We start from the raw sequence: 16,245 nt of genomic DNA, 5'->3' as shown, positions 1-16,245 counted from the left end.
GCAAAGACGCTTCCCGCCCAACTACCGGTTGCAGCAAGGGAGAAGCGAACTATCAAACATGCCGATGCCCCAGTTCAAGTGGTACAGATTTCGACTTCCTCACAGGGCGTCCACAGATCCTACAAAGGACCCCCACGGAATCACGTCGGATTAACTGCTGGGACCACGAGATTACGAGATCGTCCCGGCGGTCCTGACGCCGCCCGCCCCTGCGCGGTACTCGGCGGCCACGGCCTCCGCGATCTGGGCCGAATTGAGGGCCGCGCCCTTGCGGAGGTTGTCGCCGCACACGAACATCTCGAGGGCGCAGGGGTCGTCCGGCGACCGTCGCACCCGCCCCACCCATGTCGGGTCCGTCCCGACCACGTCCGCGGGCGTGGGGAAGTCGCCCGCCTCCGGGTTGTCGTAGAGGACGACACCGGGTGAGGTCGCGAGGACCTCGTGCGCCCGCTCCACGGTGATCTCGTTCTCGAAGCGGGCGTGCACCGACAGCGAGTGGGTGGTGAGCACCGGCACGCGTACGCAGGTGGCCGCGACCTTCAGCCCCGGCAGATCGAGGATCTTGCGGGTCTCCGCGCGTAGCCCGAGCTCTTCGGAGGACCAGCCGTCGTCGGCGAGCGTCCCCGTCCAGGGGACCACGTTGAGGGCGAGCGGCGCGGGGAACGGCCCGAGATCGTCGCCCACCGCCCGCCGTACGTCTCCGGGTCCGGTGCCCAGTTCCGTACCGGCGACCATGGACAGTTGCTTGCGCAGGGCGGCCACGGCGTCACGTCCGGCGCCGCTGACGGCCTGGTAGGACGAGACGACCAGTTCGCGCAGCCCGAACTCGGCGTGCAGCGCGCCGACGGCCGGGATCATGGCGAGCGTGGTGTCGTGCGGGCCGGCGACGATGCCGCGCGGTCGCACCCGTACGGCGTGCGGGTTGACCTCGGGTACGACCAGCGGCACGTCGGGGTCGGCCCGGAAGGCCGGCGACGCGTCCACGACGACCGCGCCCTTGGCGACGGCGACGGGCGCCCAGCGCTCCGACACCGCGCCGGGCACCAGGAAGAGCGCGACGTCGATGCCGTCGAAGACGCTCTCTTCGAGCGCCAGGACCTCGCACCGCTCCCCGCGCACGGCCAGCTTGCGGCCGGCCGAGCGCGGGGAGGCGGCGAGTCGGATCTCGCCCCAGACGTCCGCGTGCTGGGACAGGATCTCGAGCATCACCGCGCCGGCTGCTCCGGTCGCACCGACGACCGCGAGCGCCGGCTTGCGGTTCATCGCCCGGTGCCGCCGTAGACGACCGCCTCGTCGGAGTCGGAGTCGAGCCCGAAGGCGCTGTGCACGGCCCGGACGGCCTCGTTGACGTCGTCGGCGCGGGTGACCACCGAGATGCGGATCTCGGAGGTCGAGATCAGCTCGATGTTCACGCCCGCGTCCGACAGCGCTTCGAAGAACGAGGCGGTGACGCCCGGGTTGGTCTTCATTCCGGCGCCGACCAGGGAGATCTTGCCGATCTGGTCGTCGTAGCGCAGCGAGTCGAAGCCGATCGAGCCCTTCGCCTTCTCCAGCGCGTCCATGGCCTTGCGGCCGTCCGTCTTGGGGAGGGTGAAGGAGATGTCCGTCAGCGCGGTGGTGGCCGCGGAGACGTTCTGGACGACCATGTCGATGTTGATCTCGGCGTCCGCGATGGTGCGGAAGATGGCCGCGGCCTCGCCCGGCTTGTCCGGCACCCCGACGACCGTGATCTTCGCCTCGGAGACGTCGTGGGCGACTCCGGAGATGATGGCGTGCTCCACCTTCTGATCCCCTTGCGGTTCGTTGCTGACCCAGGTGCCCCGCAGTCCCGAGAAGGACGAGCGGACGTGGATCGGGATGTTGTATCGGCGTGCGTACTCGACGCACCGGTGCAGGAGCACCTTGGAGCCGGAGGCAGCGAGCTCCAGCATGTCCTCGGAGGAGATCCAGTCGATCTTCCGGGCCTTCTTCACGACCCGCGGGTCGGCGGTGAAGACACCGTCGACGTCGGTGTAGATCTCGCAGACCTCGGCGTCCAGCGCGGCGGCGAGAGCGACGGCGGTCGTGTCCGACCCGCCCCGGCCGAGCGTGGTGATGTCCTTCTTGTCCTGGGACACACCCTGGAAGCCGGCGACGATGGCGATGTTGCCCTCGTCGAGCGCCGTGCGGATCCGGCCCGGCGTCACATCGATGATGCGCGCTTTGTTGTGGACCGAGTCGGTGATGACGCCGGCCTGGCTGCCGGTGAACGACTGGGCCTCGTGGCCCAGGTTCTTGATCGCCATGGCCAGCAGGGCCATGGAGATCCGCTCTCCCGCGGTCAGCAGCATGTCGAACTCACGCCCGGCAGGGATCGGGGATACCTGCTCGGCGAGATCGATCAGCTCGTCCGTCGTGTCACCCATCGCCGACACCACGACGACCACCTGGTGGCCGTTCTTCTTGGCATCGACGATTCGCTTGGCGACCCGCTTGATGCCTTCGGCATCGGCTACGGAGGAGCCTCCGTACTTCTGCACGACAAGGCCCACGTGCGCTCCTCGTTCCGTCTTGTGCAGTCACTACTGCGGTCGGCTCAGTCTATCGAGCGGCCGCGGATCGCCCCTGTGATGTCACATGGTGAGATGTCCCGCTCAACAGGTGATCATCCGGAAGTCCCGGAGGGGCGCCCGCGGCCGTTCGGACTGGCTACTGCCCAAGGGGCGGGGAGCTACGCGGAGGTGTGGGCCGGCTCACACGCACCGGACGCGGGATCCGGCCGTACGGGCTCACCGGGGGCCGGTCAGCGGCGGTCAGTGGGCCCGGCGCAGTTCCGGCGGGCCGAGGATCTCCTCGACCATGACGCGGCCCGCCTCCTCGGCGAGCGCCTCCTCCGTCAGGTCCTCGTCGGTGTCGAGACCGTCGAGCTCGGCGAGCGGCTGGTCGAGCCGGACGTGCGCGACCAGGGACTGGAGGGCCCGCAGCGTCGCGGAGGCGGTCGGCCCCCAGTTGGAGAAGTACGAGAACTGCCACCACCACAGGGCCTCCGAGGTGCGGCCCGCCCGGTAGTGGGCCAGCCCGTGGCGCAGGTCCATGACGATGTCGGCGAGGCTGTCGGAGATCCGCGAGGGAACCGGTGCCTTGCGCGGCTCGTAGGGGTCGAAGACCTCCGAGAAGACGTCCACCGGGTCGAGCATCACCGCGAAGCGCATGCGCAGGTCGTCGACGTCGGCGTCCGGGCCGGTGTCCGGCTCGTACCGCTCGTCCGGGACGATGTCCTCGTGGGCGCCGAGTCGGCCGCCGGTCAGCAGCAACTGGGAGACCTCGAGCAGCAGGAACGGTACCGCGCTGTCCGGTTCGTCACCCTTCGCCACCTCTGTCGTGGCGACGATGAAGGATTCGATCGAGTCGGCGATCTGAACCGCGAAGTCGTCCGGGTTCTGGTCAACGGCGTGCAGCATGGCGTCAGACATCGAGCAGTCGTCTCCCCTCGAAGGCACGCCCGAGCGTGACCTCGTCGGCGTATTCCAAGTCTCCCCCGACAGGGAGTCCGCTGGCCAGCCTCGTGACCTTCAAACCCATCGGTTTGATCATTCTGGCGAGGTACGTGGCCGTGGCCTCGCCCTCCAGATTGGGGTCCGTGGCCAGGATCAGCTCGGTGACCGTGCCGTCCGCGAGCCGGGCCAGCAGCTCGCGGATCCGCAGGTCGTCGGGGCCGACACCCTCGATGGGGCTGATGGCCCCGCCCAGGACGTGGTAGCGCCCTCGGAACTCACGCGTGCGCTCGATCGCGACGACGTCCTTCGGCTCCTCGACGACACAGATGACCGAGGGGTCGCGACGCGGGTCGCGGCAGATGTTGCACTGCTCCTGCTGGGCCACGTTCCCGCAGACGGCGCAGAAGCGGACCTTGTCCTTGACCTCGAGGAGGGCGTGCGCGAGCCGGCGCACGTCGGCCGGCTCCGTCTGGAGGATGTGGAAGGCGATCCGCTGCGCGCTCTTGGGACCGACGCCGGGCAGTCTGCCCAGTTCGTCGATGAGGTCCTGAACCACGCCTTCGTACAACGGAACGCCTCTCCTTGGAGTCTTGCTGCTTACGGTAGTTGGTGACCGAGAGGTAGGGGAGACGTATCTGCGGACGTCTCAGAAAGGCATGCCCGGCATGCCGCCCAGGCCCTGGGCGAGCGGTCCGAGCTTGTCCTGCTGGAGCTGCTGCGCGTTCTCGTTGGCGGCCTGGACGGCGGCGACGACGAGGTCGGCCAGGGTCTCGGTGTCCTCCGGGTCCACGGCCTTGGGGTCGATGACCAGACCGCGGAGCTCACCGGAGCCCGTGACGGTCGCCTTCACGAGCCCTCCGCCGGCCTGGCCCTCGACCTCGGTCTGCGCGAGCTCTTCCTGGGCCTTCGCCAGGTCCTGCTGCATCTTCTGGGCCTGCTGGAGCAGCTGCTGCATGTTGGGCTGGCCACCACCGGGGATCACGGTCACTCCTGGCTGCATCGACGACTGGAAATCCCGTACGTCCGGACGCTCCGTACGTTTCGGTACACCTGAGCCTACGTGCTCGCCCAGCAGGGCGCCCCACCCGCTTCCGGCAACTCTTTCGGGTGAGCGGCGGAGGCATTTCTGGAGCTCCTTTACCTGACCTGGGCCCCCATGTGGGCGTCAATCCGGGGATCGGGGGCACACAGCCCTCCATTCGGCGGTATGAAGGGGCTGCGCCGCATCGGGACGCATGCGCGCCACGTACGTCACGCGGTGTAGCGTCAGCACCTTTTCAGCACCTTTTCGGACCTGATAGTCAGTCCTGGTCGTCAGTCCTGGTCGTCAGCAGAGCGCAGAGGAGTGCACCGGTGAGCCAGCCGGAGATGCAGCCCGGGGGACCGACCCGCGGGGAGGGGGGCGAGGTGCCGCTGGGTGACCTGACGGGTAGGCCGTTCCCCCTCGGGGACTGGGGCGAGCCCGCGGCCCGCCTCGACGAGCTCTACCGCTGGGTCGAGGCGGACGCGCTGCGCACCGTGGACTGGTATCTGTCCGACCGGGTCCGCAAACGCCGGGCCGCGCGCCTGTTGCGTCTGGGCACGGCACTCGGCGCGGTCGCCGGAGCGGCTCTGCCCCTGCTCGACCTCGCCGGCGCGCTCGGCCGGGCGGCGCCCTGGGGCTACCTCTCGCTGCTCATCGCGGCGGCCTGCCTGGCCTGTGACCGGTACTTCGGCCTGACGTCCGGCTGGATGCGGAACGTGGCCACCGCGCAGGCGGTGCAGCGCCGGCTCCAGGCACTGCAGTACGACTGGGCGTCGGAGAGCGTGCGTGAGGTGCTGGGCCCGGCGGAGGGCACGGCGAGCGAGGCCGCGGAGCGCTGCCTCGGCGTGCTCCGCCGCTTCTCGGAGGAGGTCTCCGACCTGGTCCGCTCCGAGACCGCGGACTGGATGACGGACTTCCGGCCCGGTCCTGCCCCGTTGCGGCTGCATTCCGCGCCCCCGCGCACGGCGCCGGAGGCCCATCCGGCCCCCGGCGTCATCCAGGGCCGCTTCCCGATTCCCCCTGCTTCCCGCCCGAACATGCCGCGGCAGCGCCCTCCGGAGCCGCCGCGCTGACGGAGCCGCCGCGCTGACGCGCTAGCCCACCGGCGCGATCCTGGGGCGCGGGTGGTGGTCCGCGTCGTGCCGTCACCGCGCGGGACAGGTGCCCGACAGTCGTCGGGGACCTGTCCGGCGGCCTGACCGTCGGGGCGGCGGACAGTCACTCAGCTGAAGATGATCATCGATCCCTGCCCGAGACTCCGTGTGGCCGCCGCGTGGAGTCCCAGCCACACATGCCGTTCGCGGGCGAACGGGCTCTCGTCGTACGGGATCGGCCCCGCGGGCTCCTCCAGTGCCGTGGGGCGCTCGGGCGGCTCCGGCGCGGCCGGCGGGTTCGCCGGGTCGATGCCGATGGACGGGGCCACGTACTCCAGCTCGCGCAACAGTCCCTGGGTCGAGCCCAAGGGGCCGCCTCCCTCGAGGAGTTCGTCGTTGAAGAGCGGGTTGGCGAAGTCGACGGGGACGTAGGCGCCGGCGTGGTCGTAGTGCCACACCAGGTGCGACTGCTGAGCCGTCGTCTCGAACATCTCCAGCAACTGCTCGTAGTCGCCGCCCAGTTCGTCGACGGGGGTCACTGCGAGCCCGCACAGCTGCAGCAGATAGGCGCGTCGCAGGAAGTGCAGCGCGTCGTAGTCGAAGCCGGCGACCGGGGCGACATCGCCCGACAGGCCCGGCATGTAGGCGAAGACGGGCACCGTCGGCAGGCCCGCGCCGGTCAGCGCCTTGTCATAGGCGGCGATCTCTTCGGCGAAGGGGTTGTCGGGGCTGTGGCACAGCACGTCGACAAGGGGGACCAGCCACAGGTCACAGGCCAAGGGAGGGCTCGCTCTCAGCAGTTCGGGCACGAGTGGTGCGGTCGAGGGTCTTGGACGGGGGAGGACGCCGGGACGGCGGCATCAGGTGGAGAAAGCGTGAAGAAAGATGATGGTCGGGACAGCGTAGTGCCGCCGGCGCGGTGCGCGAAGGGTCCGTTCGACATGGTTCGGTACGTTCCGGTACCCCCTTGTCACTCCTCTCCCACGACCCATACCCACACCCCGGCCGCCCTCTCCCCCGGCCGGCCCGGCAGTTTCGGTGCGGCTTCGCGCAGCGGGACGCTCATCCCTCGCGCTGCGTCTGCCTCTCCCGTTGCTCCATGCGCTCCGCCCAGGCCAGCGCGTGGTCGTCATAGGCCCGGATCTCGGCGCGGACACCGGCCGCGTCGCCGCGGGTCACCGCGTCGACGATGTCCTGGTGGCCGCCCCAGAGCCGCTCGGGCAGCTCCCCGTCCATGCGCAGGAACGGTACGGAGAACACCCACGCCTGCACCCGCAGCCGGTGCAGGAAGTCGCAGAGGTAGCGGTTGGCGACGAGCGCGCCGAGCTCACGCCAGAAGCGCAGGTCGTAACCGATGAGGATGTCCAGGTCGCCGGAGCGGGCCGCCCGCGCGGCCTCCTCCGCCCGGCGCCGCACGGACAGCAGGGCCTGCGGCGTCGGCAGCGCGGGCCTGCTCCGCGTGACGTGGCCGAAGATCGCGTCCACGATCAGCGACCGGGTCTCGACCATGGTCCGGAAGTCGTCGAAGGTGAACCGGTGCACCTTGAAACCGCGGTGCTGGTCCGAGTCGAGGAGTCCCTGGGCGGACAGGTCGACGAGGGCCTCACGCACGGGGGTCGCCGAGACGCCGTACTGGTCGGCGATCTCCCTGACGGTGAACTCCTGGCCGGGCTGCATCCGCCCCGCGAGCACTTCGTCACGCAGCGCGTCGGCGATCTGTTGCCGCAGGGTGTTGCGGGTGACGGCATTCGGGTTGCCGTTCCCGCCACCGCTGCCGTAGCCGGGCATCGTGGGGCTTCTCCTTCGCCTTCGGTCCCCGACACGATAGGCCAGGGGTGATACGGCCGGTACGCGGGCGGCGTACGGTCCGGAGCGGGAGGGGAGGCGAGATCCGGGTGCGCGAGATGTTCGAGGCGGCCACCGGCGACGGCCCGCCGGTGTCAGGGCCCGGCAGGGCTGCTGAGGTGCGGACGGCGTTCGAGGCGCTGCTCCAGATCCGGCGGGTGACGAACACCACGGGCACAGAGGCCGTGCCCGCACAGTGGGAGCTGGTCCGGACGGTCCGCGCGGTGGCGCTGGCGCTGGAGGCCTCCGGCTTCCCGCCCTCCGCCGTCCACGAGGAGCGGCGCACGGCCACCGGCTACCGGGTACGCCCCGGCGAGCGCCCGCACACGGTGTACGTCGAGTGGCTCGGCCCGCCGGGCAGCGGGGCCGTCCATGAGGAGGAGGACCGGCTGGGGGCGTGCGCCGAGGTGCTGGCGGGGCTGGGCTGGGAGGGGCTGCTGTACCGGGGCCCGAAGAAGCGGCGGTTCCTCGAGGTCGAACCCGGGGCGTGAGGGCTGCTGACGGTCGAGGCCGGTCGTGACCGGCGGGGAGACGCGTCGCCGGTGCGAGGCCCGCGGGGCGCCGCCCGCGGATCGGCGGGGGCCGCGTCGGCGTCGGCGGTGGGTCGTCCGACCTCCGACGCGGCACCCGCCGGCCATGCCGACGCCACCCTCCGGCAGACCGTGGCCGGAGGGGGCGTAGGGCGCCTCAGGGGCGGCCCGCGTCACAGGGGCGTCGAGCGGGCCTCAGACCGTCCACTCGTCAGCTACCGACAGCGCCGCGTCCAGCACGGCCAGACCCTCCTTCGCCTCGGCCTCGCTCACGTTGCACGCGGGGACGGCGTGCGTGCGGTTCATGTTGATGAAGGGCCACAGGCCGTTCTTCTTGCAGGCCGCGCCGAACGCCGCCATCGCCGCGTTCGCCTCGCCGGACGCGTTGTAGGGCACCAGCGGCTCGCGGGTCCCGCGGTCGCGGACGAGTTCGAGCGCCCAGAAGACGCCCAGGCCGCGCACCTCCCCCACCGAGGGGTGGCGTTCGGCGAGCTCGCGCAGCCCCGGCCCGAGCACGGTCTCTCCGACGACCGCCGCGTTCTCGACGACCTTCTCGTCCGCCATGACCTGGATGGTGGCGACGGCCGCCGCACACGCCAGCGGGTGGCCGGAGTAGGTGAGCCCGCCGGGGTAGGGGCGCTTGTCGAAGGTCGCGGCGATCTCTGCGGAGATCGCCACACCGCCGAGCGGCACGTATCCCGAGTTGACGCCCTTGGCGAAGGTGATCAGGTCCGGCACCACATCGAAGTGGTCGGCGGCGAACCAGGCTCCCGTGCGTCCGAAGCCCGCCATGACCTCGTCGAGGACGAACACGATGCCGTACCGGTCACAGATCTCGCGGACGCCCGCGAGATAGCCGGGCGGCGGCGTCATGATGCCGGCCGTGCCCGGGATCGTCTCGAGGATGATCGCCGCGATCGTCTGCGGGCCCTCGAAGGCGATGGTGTCCTCCAGGTGCGTCAGGGCGCGTGCGCACTCCTCCGCCTCCGTCGAGGAGTAGAACGGGGACCGGTACAGGAACGGCGCCCAGAAGTGGACGACGCCCGCCGTGCCGTTGTCGCTGGCCCAGCGGCGCGGGTCGCCGGTGATGTTGACCGCCGTCGCGGTGCCGCCGTGGTACGAGCGGTAGGCGGAGAGCACCTTCGGACGGCCCGTGTGCAGACGGGCCATCCGGATCGCGTTCTCGACGGCCTCCGCGCCGCCGTTGGTGAAGAAGATCTTGTCCAGGTCACCGGGTGTGCGCTCGGCGATCAGCCGGGCCGCCTCGGAGCGCGCCTCCACGGCGAACGCGGGCGCGAAGGTGGCCAGCTTGCCGGCCTGTTCCTGGATCGCCGCGACCACCTTGGGGTGCTGGTAGCCGATATTGGTGTAGACGAGGCCGCTGGTGAAGTCGAGGTAGCGGTTGCCGTCGTAGTCCCAGAAGTAGGACCCCTCTGCGCCGGCGACGGCGAGCGGGTCGATCAGGCCCTGGGCGGACCAGGAGTGGAACACATGGGCGCGGTCGGCCGCCTTGACGGCAGCTCCGGTCTGCGGGTCGGCATGAGGGGTCATGCGGCTCAGCGTATGGAACCGCCGGTCGGAGCCGACATGGCCACCTTGTATGGACCCGGCCGCTTATCTGGGCAGGGTGTCGCCCCTCCGGCACCCGTTCACGATTGACAGCATGCTGTCGTCATGACAGGCTGCTGTCATACGGAGGAGCAGGACACGCGTCAAGGAGGGCACCATGACCACGGGGACCGTTCATCTGGCCGTTTACGACACCTACGCCGACTGGGAGACGGGCCACACCACCGCCCACCTCACCCAGAACGGCTTCACCGTGAAGACCGTCGGTCTCACCACGCACCCCGTCACCACCATGGGTGGCGTCCGTATCCAGCCCGATCTGGCGCTCGCGGACCTCGACCCGGCGGACAGCACGCTGCTGATCCTCACCGGAGCGACCCTGTGGGACACCGGCGACGTCCTCTCGCCCTTCGCCGCCAAGGCCCGCACGTTCCTCGACGCGGGCGTCCCGGTCGCGGCGATCTGCGGCGCGACCGCCGGTCTCGCACGCGAGGGCCTGCTCGACGACCGCGCCCACACCAGCGCCGTCTCGTTCTATCTGGCCGCCACGGGCTACAAGGGCGGCGACCACTACGTCGAGACGGACGCCGTCACCGACGGCGACCTGATCACCGCCGGCCCGACCGAGCCCGTCGCCTTCGCCCGCGAGGTCTTCGCCCGCCTCGGCGTGTACGAGGGGGAGAAGCTGGACGCCTGGTACCGGCTGTTCCACGACTCCGACCCGGCGGCCTTCGAGGTCCTGAACGCATGAGGCCGGACCACCACCCCCAGGAACTGCTGACCCGCACGGCCCTCGGTGTCTTCCGGCTGAACGGGCAGTTCATCACCGTCTCGGACCGCATCGCCACGGAGGCGGGGCTGACGGCCGCCCGATGGCAGGTCCTCGGCGCCGTGGTGCGCGAGCCGCAGTCCGTGGCCGGGATCGCCCGCACGATGGGCATCACCCGGCAGAGCGTGCAGCGCATCGCCGACGTGCTCGCCGGGCAGGGGCTGGCCGAGTACCGGCCCAACCCGGCCCACCGGCGCGCGAAGCTGCTGCACGCGACGGAGGAGGGCCGGGCCGCGATCAAGCAGATCGACCCCGGCCACGCACGGCTGGCGAACCGGCTGCTGGACGCCCTCGGACCGGAGGAGTTCGCGGAGACCGTGCTGGTGCTGGAGCAGCTGTCACGGGCGATGGACACCATCGATGCCGAGGACATGGCCGTCCTCCCGCCGGGGCGGGAAGCCTGATGCCGAGAGCTTGAGTCGGGAAACGGACACGGTCCCCGGGCCCGGAAGCCGCAGCCGGGAACCGACGCCAGGAGCCCGGCACGGGGCGCGCCGCCGGGGCCCCGGCGGCGTTTCCGCGCGGATCGCTGACCTGTGTGGCTCCGTGCGCGCCCACTATCCTCGGTCCATCGAGCATTTCGGTACGGGGGAAGGGCCGCGCGGCGATGGAGCAGCTGGCACCAGGGGATCCACATCACATCGGCGAGTACCGGATCCTGAGCCGGCTCGGTGCGGGCGGCATGGGCCAGGTGTATCTCGCCCGCTCCGACCGCGGACGCACCGTCGCGGTGAAGCTCGTGCGGCAGGAGCTCGCGGAGCAGGAGGAGTTCCGCAACCGCTTCCGGCTCGAGGTCCGGGCCGCCCTGCGCGTCGGCGGGAGGTGGACGGCCCCCGTACTCGACGCGGACACGGAGGCCCCGGTCCCGTGGGTCGCCACCGGTTACATCGCCGGGCCCGCGCTGCACACCGTCGTCTCCGGCGAGCACGGACCGCTGCCGGAGCGCAGCGTCCGCCTGCTGGCCTCCGGCCTGGCGCACGCGCTGAAGGACATCCATACGGCCGGCCTGATCCACCGCGACCTCAAGCCGTCGAACATCCTGCTCACCATCGACGGGCCGCGTGTCATCGACTTCGGCATCGCCCGGGCGCTGGAGACGGTCGCCGACGGCGGCCTCACCCGCACCGGCGCGCTCGTCGGCTCGCCCGGTTTCATGTCGCCCGAGCAGGTGCGCGGCGACCCAATCACCCCGGCGTGCGACATCTTCTGCCTGGGGTCCGTACTCGCCTACGCGGCGACAGGCCGGCTCCCGTTCGGATCCGCCGCGAGCGGCGGCCACGCGCAGATGTTCCGTATCGCGCAGGAGGAGCCGGACCTGGCCGGGGCCCCCGAGGCTCTGGTGGACCTGATCCGCGACTGTCTGCGCAAGGAGGCGGGGGCACGGCCCACCGTGGACGAGATCCTTCGCCGGACGGCCGCCGACGCGGACGGCGAGCCGTGGCTGCCGGGGGCGCTGATCGCGCAACTCGGCCGCCACGCGGTCCAGTTGCTGGACGCCGAACAGCCGCAGGCGCCGGTGCAGCCGCCGACGATGACGGCGCCTCCTCGCGCGGTCGCGACACCGCCTCCCGCTCCGGCGCCGATACCGGCCGCGGCGCCGCACACGCCGCCCGGACCCGTGTACGGCTATCCGCAGCCGTACCAGCCGGGCCCGTACCACCCTGCCCCGCACCCGCCAGGGCCCCATGCCCGGACTCCGCCTCCGGCGCCACGGCGCGGCTCCCGTGGCGGGACACTGGCCCTGATCGCCGTCGCGCTGGTCGTCGCCCTCGGCGCGGGCGGCTCGGTGTACGCGTTCATGTCCAAGGACAAGGGCAAGGGGACGACGGCGGACCCGAAGCCCACCTCCACGTCCTCGGCCCCCACCTCTCCCCCCGCTTCCTCCGGCACTCCCGCACCGACCGGCCCACCGCCGACGGCCGGGACGGCGGGCGATGTGCCGCAGGAGTACGTCGGCACCTGGCGGGCGTCGTTCGAGACGGCGGACGGCACGAACACACGGATCATGACGATCACGCAGGGCGCGACCGGCGAACAGGTCATGACGCTGAGCGGAACGGGTCCCAACTACGACTGCCGCTGGTCGGCCACGCTCCGCGCCCCGGGACCGCCGCTCGAACTCGCCCCCACGGCCGTCACGTTCGGCGACCGCGTCTCGTGCGCCCCGGGGCAGTGGAGCCGGCTGAACATGCCCGCAGACAACATCATCGTCCGCGAGCTCGTCGGCTCGACCGGCGAGCCGCTCACGTACACCAAGACGGGCTGAGAAGGGCCCACGCCGGCCGAGAGGGTCTGCTCGGCCGGGCCTTCGGCAGCCGGCCTCAGCCCCAGCTCGCGCTGTGGAAGTTGCGGTACTCCCTGCGCTCCTGGGCCGACACGAGCCACCGTGCGACCAGCAGTCCGGTCAGGCTGAGGCCGATCAGACCCGCACCCAGGGCCGGGTTGCCGAAGTCGACGATCGAGCTGACCGCCCGTGATCCGAGTCCCTCCCCGGGCCGCGGCGGCGGCGAGGGTACGGGCGGGGCGCCGCCCTCGGACTCTTCGGCCGTCCCGCCGGGGGCGGGCGGGCCGCCCGTCAGGTCCACGCCCAGCTTCTCCATGGCGGTGGTCACCGGCTGGAAGTAGGTGGTGCCGCCCGTGGTGCAGTCCCCGTCGCCGCCCGAGGTGACGCCGAGCGCCAGCCCTTCGGAGAACAGCGGCCCGCCGCTGTCCCCCGGCTCGGCGCAGACCGTGGTCTCGATCAGTCCGGTCACCGTGCCTTCGGGGTAGTTCACCGTCGCGTTGACGGCGGTCACCTCGCCGGAGCGGAACCCGGTAGTGCTGCCGCTGCGGAACACCCGCTGCCCGACGGCCGGTTCGCCGGCCCCGACGATCTGTACGCCCCTGCCGCCGCCGATGTCCACGACGTTGGTGCGGTCCAGGACGTCGACGTCCTCGTAGCGCACCAGGGAGTAGTCGTCGCCGGGGAAGCTGGCGGCCGTGGTGGTGCCGACGAGTTCGTCGCCCTGACGGTCCCGGAACCAGGTGGAGTCCTCGGGCCCGCAGTGCCCCGCCGTCAGGATGAAGATGTCCTGGCCGTTGGTGACGTTGAACCCGGCGGTGCACCGCCGCTGGTCCCCGAAGACCGCGGTGCCGCCGTTGACCCTGGTGGTGAAGGTCCCCGAGGTGCGTTCCATGCGGACGAAGCCGCCGATCTCCTCCGCGAGGCCGGACATGCGCGACCAGTCGCCGGCGGAGACGGTGCTGTCGGCGCGCACGGTGATGCTGTTGGCCGCGTAGTCGACCGCCCACGCGGTGCCGGGCACCCGGGGCGCGGAGCGCAGGGTCTCGGTGGCCGAGCGGAGCCGCTCCATGCTGTGGGGCACCACTTCGGCCTCCGCGCCGGCCCGCCGCACCTCCTCCGCGGCCTCCTGATCGGTGACGGCCACGACCGTCCTCCCGTCGGGGCCGGTCCAGCTGCCCGCGGTACGGGCCGGGCCGAGCCGCGACACCAGCCCGGCCACCGGGTCGTCGGCGGCCCGCGGATCACCCGCGGCGGGCGGTCCGGCGGCAGGCGGCTCGCCCGCCATGGCGCCGGAGACCATCAGCCCGCCGCTGAGCAGCCCGACCACGGCGGCCAGCCGCACGACCCGCTGGAGTGTCCGTCGTGCGCCCCTCCGTCGTGCGTGCATCATGCGCGGCCCCAAGGTCGTAACGAACGGCTTCGCCAGTGCCATGGGGCCCCGGACGGCGCGGCCCCCTCCTCAGTACGTGCCGCGGTACCGGACCGTTCAGCGGGCGCCGCTACAGGGTCATCGGGTACACGTAGCGGCTGCTCTCGTACTCCGGGCGAAGACGGCCGGCAGGTCACCGAGGGGCTGCTTGCGCCAGGTCCGGACCGTCCCGTAGCGACTCTGCCCCGGCACTCGTGGACAGCGGACAGCGGACCGCCTGGGTGGACCCAGGCGGCCCACGACCTCAAGTCCTTTTGCACATAGGGGACTTGACCATGACAGAGGCCCTGTGAGCCGCGTTGTGGGAAGATCCGGGCGTGGATGCCCTGCTGCCCGAAGACCCTACCCAGATCGGCCCGTTCCGGCTGCTCGGACGGCTAGGAGTCGGCGGGATGGGCCGGGTCTATCTCGCCCGCTCCGCCGGCGGCCGGACCGTGGCCGTCAAACTCGTACGGGCCGAGCTCGCCGCACAGGACGAGTTCCGGCGCCGGTTCGCGCGTGAGGTCGAGGCGCTGGAGCGGGTCGGAGGGGCCGGGACCACTCCCGTCATCGCCTCTGACACCGCGGCGAAGTCGCCCTGGGTGGCCATCGGATATGTGCCGGGGCCGTCGCTGAGGAGCGTCGTCGTCGACCAGTACGGGCCGCTGCCGCCGAACTCCGTACGCGCCTTGGCCGCCGGACTGGCCGACGCGCTCGGGCACATCCACGCCGCCGGGCTGCTGCACCGGGACCTGAAGCCCTCCAACATCCTGCTCACCGTCGACGGCCCCCGCATCATCGACTTCGGCATCGCACGCGCCGTGGACACCGTCACCGACGGCGGGCTGACGACGACCGGCGCGGTCGTCGGATCGCCCGGCTTCATGTCGCCCGAGCAGGTGCGCGGCGAGCGGCTCACGCCCGCGTCGGACGTGTTCTGTCTGGGCGCCGTGCTGGCGTACGCGGGCACCGGGCGCCCGCCGTTCGGGTCCGCGGACAGCGGGGTGCACGCCGTGCTGTTCCGTATCGCCCACGAGGAGCCGGACCTCGCCGGGCTCGCGCCCGAGCTGGAGTCGCTCGTGCGGGGCTGCCTTGACAAGGACCCGGCCGCCCGGCCGACGGCCGCGGAGCTGGCGAGCGTGTCCCTTCCGGACGAACCGTGGTTGCCCGCCGGTCTGCTGGCCGGGCTGGGGCGGCACGCGGCCCGGCTGCTCGACGCGGACGGGGACCCGACACCCCCGACGCCGGTGACCGTGCCGGCCGCGCCGCGCAGGCGGCGGCGTACCGCTCTGACCGCCGCGGCCGCGGTCACCGTTCTCGCCGTCGCCGGCACGTTCGCCGCCCTGCAGTGGAAGGACCGCGGGGGGACGGACGACGGGGCGGGCGGCGCGGGAGCGACCGGCACCCCGGTCGCGTCCAGCAGCGGCCCCGGCGACTTTGACGGCATCGTGCCCGACGACTTCCTCGGCGCGTGGGAGGGAGTCCTGCGGGGCAGTGCCGACGCGCCCTACGAGACCGGGCGCATCGAGATCACCCAGGGCCGGGCCGGCGAGAAGACCGGCGTGTACGTCCACGTCACCGGTGAGCGGCTGTGCATGGGGCGCTCCACGCTCGTCTCCGCCGACGCCGACCGGATCGTGTTCGGCGAGAGCGACGTGACCACCAGCGTGCCCGAGAAGCGCTGCACCCCCGCGGCTCACCAGACCCTGACCGTACGGTCGCCCGAGGTGCTGGAGTGGACGTCCGGGGACGTCACTGCCACATTCCACCGGTCGAAGAACGGCCCCAGGGCCGTGCCGTCCGCCTTCGTCGGTCACTGGCGGCAGAAGTTCGACGTGCTGGACGCCCCGCCGGACTACGAGGAGTCCCGTTCCTTCGAGATGACGGTCACCCAGGGTCCGGTCGGCGCCCCGCTCGTACGGTTCTCCGAGAACTACCCGCGCACCGACGAGGAGACCGGCGAGGAGACCGGCGACCTGGTGCACTGCGAGAGCACCGCCGTGCTCGGCGGCGTCGGCGACCTGGTCGTCCTCGGGCCGCCGCAGCTGGAACAGGGTTCCGACCCCGAGTGCACCCCGTCGGGTTCCGCGCAGAACCTGCGCGCCGACCGCGTCGAGGGCAGGGAACGCCTCCTCATGTACGGGATGAGCGCCGACGGCGAACCGGCGGAGTACGTCCGCAGGTGA

General features: G+C 71.7%; 15 protein-coding genes. 6 read left to right on the top strand and 9 right to left on the bottom strand.

The window, feature by feature from the left end:
• Positions 1–171: 171 nt before the first annotated feature.
• The 5 genes from MDN94_RS08915 to MDN94_RS08895 form a co-directional block, all read right to left on the bottom strand.
• Entirely contained in the window at positions 172–1,263 is a 1,092-nt protein-coding gene (locus MDN94_RS08915) for an aspartate-semialdehyde dehydrogenase (protein ID WP_482725336.1), read from the bottom strand.
• The gene (locus MDN94_RS08910; protein WP_482725335.1) at positions 1,260–2,531 is read right to left on the bottom strand and encodes an aspartate kinase; all 1,272 of its coding nucleotides are present in this window, start codon (positions 2,529–2,531) and stop codon (positions 1,260–1,262) included. Before MDN94_RS08910 ends, MDN94_RS08915 begins: the two co-directional genes overlap by 4 nt.
• 261 nt (positions 2,532–2,792) lie before the next feature.
• On the bottom strand, positions 2,793–3,452 hold the full coding sequence (locus tag MDN94_RS08905) for a DUF5063 domain-containing protein (protein ID WP_482725334.1): 660 nt from the start codon (positions 3,450–3,452) through the stop codon (positions 2,793–2,795).
• Entirely contained in the window at positions 3,445–4,044 is a 600-nt protein-coding gene (gene recR / locus MDN94_RS08900) for a recombination mediator RecR (protein ID WP_005314484.1), read from the bottom strand. Before recR ends, MDN94_RS08905 begins: the two co-directional genes overlap by 8 nt.
• Positions 4,045–4,122: 78 nt before the next feature.
• Complete coding sequence (locus MDN94_RS08895) at positions 4,123–4,458, bottom strand: YbaB/EbfC family nucleoid-associated protein (RefSeq protein ID WP_078535290.1); 336 nt, start codon at positions 4,456–4,458, stop codon at positions 4,123–4,125.
• Positions 4,459–4,829: 371 nt separating this feature from the next.
• Here MDN94_RS08895 and MDN94_RS08890 point away from each other — a divergent pair, with 371 nt between their 5' ends.
• Positions 4,830–5,573 (top strand): SLATT domain-containing protein, encoded by a 744-nt coding sequence (locus tag MDN94_RS08890; RefSeq protein ID WP_482725333.1) that lies wholly within the window; start codon positions 4,830–4,832, stop codon positions 5,571–5,573.
• Positions 5,574–5,722: 149 nt separating this feature from the next.
• Here the strand turns inward: MDN94_RS08890 and MDN94_RS08885 are convergent, their stop codons facing one another.
• Together MDN94_RS08885 and MDN94_RS08880 are read right to left on the bottom strand one after the other, a co-directional pair.
• Entirely contained in the window at positions 5,723–6,373 is a 651-nt protein-coding gene (locus MDN94_RS08885) for a hypothetical protein (protein ID WP_159695084.1), read from the bottom strand.
• A gap of 283 nt (positions 6,374–6,656) precedes the next feature.
• A complete protein-coding gene (locus MDN94_RS08880; RefSeq protein ID WP_482725332.1) occupies positions 6,657–7,382 on the bottom strand; it encodes a GntR family transcriptional regulator in 726 nt (241 codons plus the stop codon).
• A 116-nt stretch (positions 7,383–7,498) separates the two neighbouring features.
• Between MDN94_RS08880 and MDN94_RS08875 the strand changes: the two genes are divergently transcribed.
• A complete protein-coding gene (locus MDN94_RS08875; RefSeq protein ID WP_482727039.1) occupies positions 7,499–7,930 on the top strand; it encodes a hypothetical protein in 432 nt (143 codons plus the stop codon).
• A 234-nt stretch (positions 7,931–8,164) separates the two neighbouring features.
• Here the strand turns inward: MDN94_RS08875 and MDN94_RS08870 are convergent, their stop codons facing one another.
• On the bottom strand, positions 8,165–9,520 hold the full coding sequence (locus MDN94_RS08870) for an aminotransferase class III-fold pyridoxal phosphate-dependent enzyme (RefSeq protein ID WP_482725331.1): 1,356 nt from the start codon (positions 9,518–9,520) through the stop codon (positions 8,165–8,167).
• 175 nt (positions 9,521–9,695) lie between these two features.
• Between MDN94_RS08870 and MDN94_RS08865 the strand changes: the two genes are divergently transcribed.
• From MDN94_RS08865 to MDN94_RS08855, 3 genes are all read left to right on the top strand, one after another.
• Entirely contained in the window at positions 9,696–10,289 is a 594-nt protein-coding gene (locus MDN94_RS08865) for a DJ-1/PfpI family protein (RefSeq protein ID WP_482725330.1), read from the top strand.
• A complete protein-coding gene (locus tag MDN94_RS08860) occupies positions 10,286–10,771 on the top strand; it encodes a MarR family winged helix-turn-helix transcriptional regulator (protein ID WP_482725329.1) in 486 nt (161 codons plus the stop codon). Before MDN94_RS08865 ends, MDN94_RS08860 begins: the two co-directional genes overlap by 4 nt.
• Before the next feature lie 203 nt (positions 10,772–10,974).
• Positions 10,975–12,633, top strand: coding sequence for a protein kinase domain-containing protein (locus tag MDN94_RS08855; protein ID WP_482725328.1), 1,659 nt, complete (start codon positions 10,975–10,977; stop codon positions 12,631–12,633).
• A 55-nt stretch (positions 12,634–12,688) separates the two neighbouring features.
• On the opposite strand, the gene MDN94_RS08850 is transcribed toward MDN94_RS08855, so the two are convergent.
• Positions 12,689–14,041, bottom strand: a complete 1,353-nt coding sequence (locus tag MDN94_RS08850) for a S1 family peptidase (protein WP_482725327.1) — start codon at positions 14,039–14,041, stop codon at positions 12,689–12,691.
• 356 nt (positions 14,042–14,397) lie between these two features.
• Here MDN94_RS08850 and MDN94_RS08845 point away from each other — a divergent pair, with 356 nt between their 5' ends.
• Positions 14,398–16,245, top strand: a complete 1,848-nt coding sequence (locus MDN94_RS08845) for a serine/threonine-protein kinase (protein WP_482725326.1) — start codon at positions 14,398–14,400, stop codon at positions 16,243–16,245.

It is taken from the genome of Streptomyces sp. WAC00040, from assembly GCF_056835925.1.
Note: the sequence above shows the minus strand (reverse complement) of the source record. Positions and strands in the feature narration are given on the sequence as shown.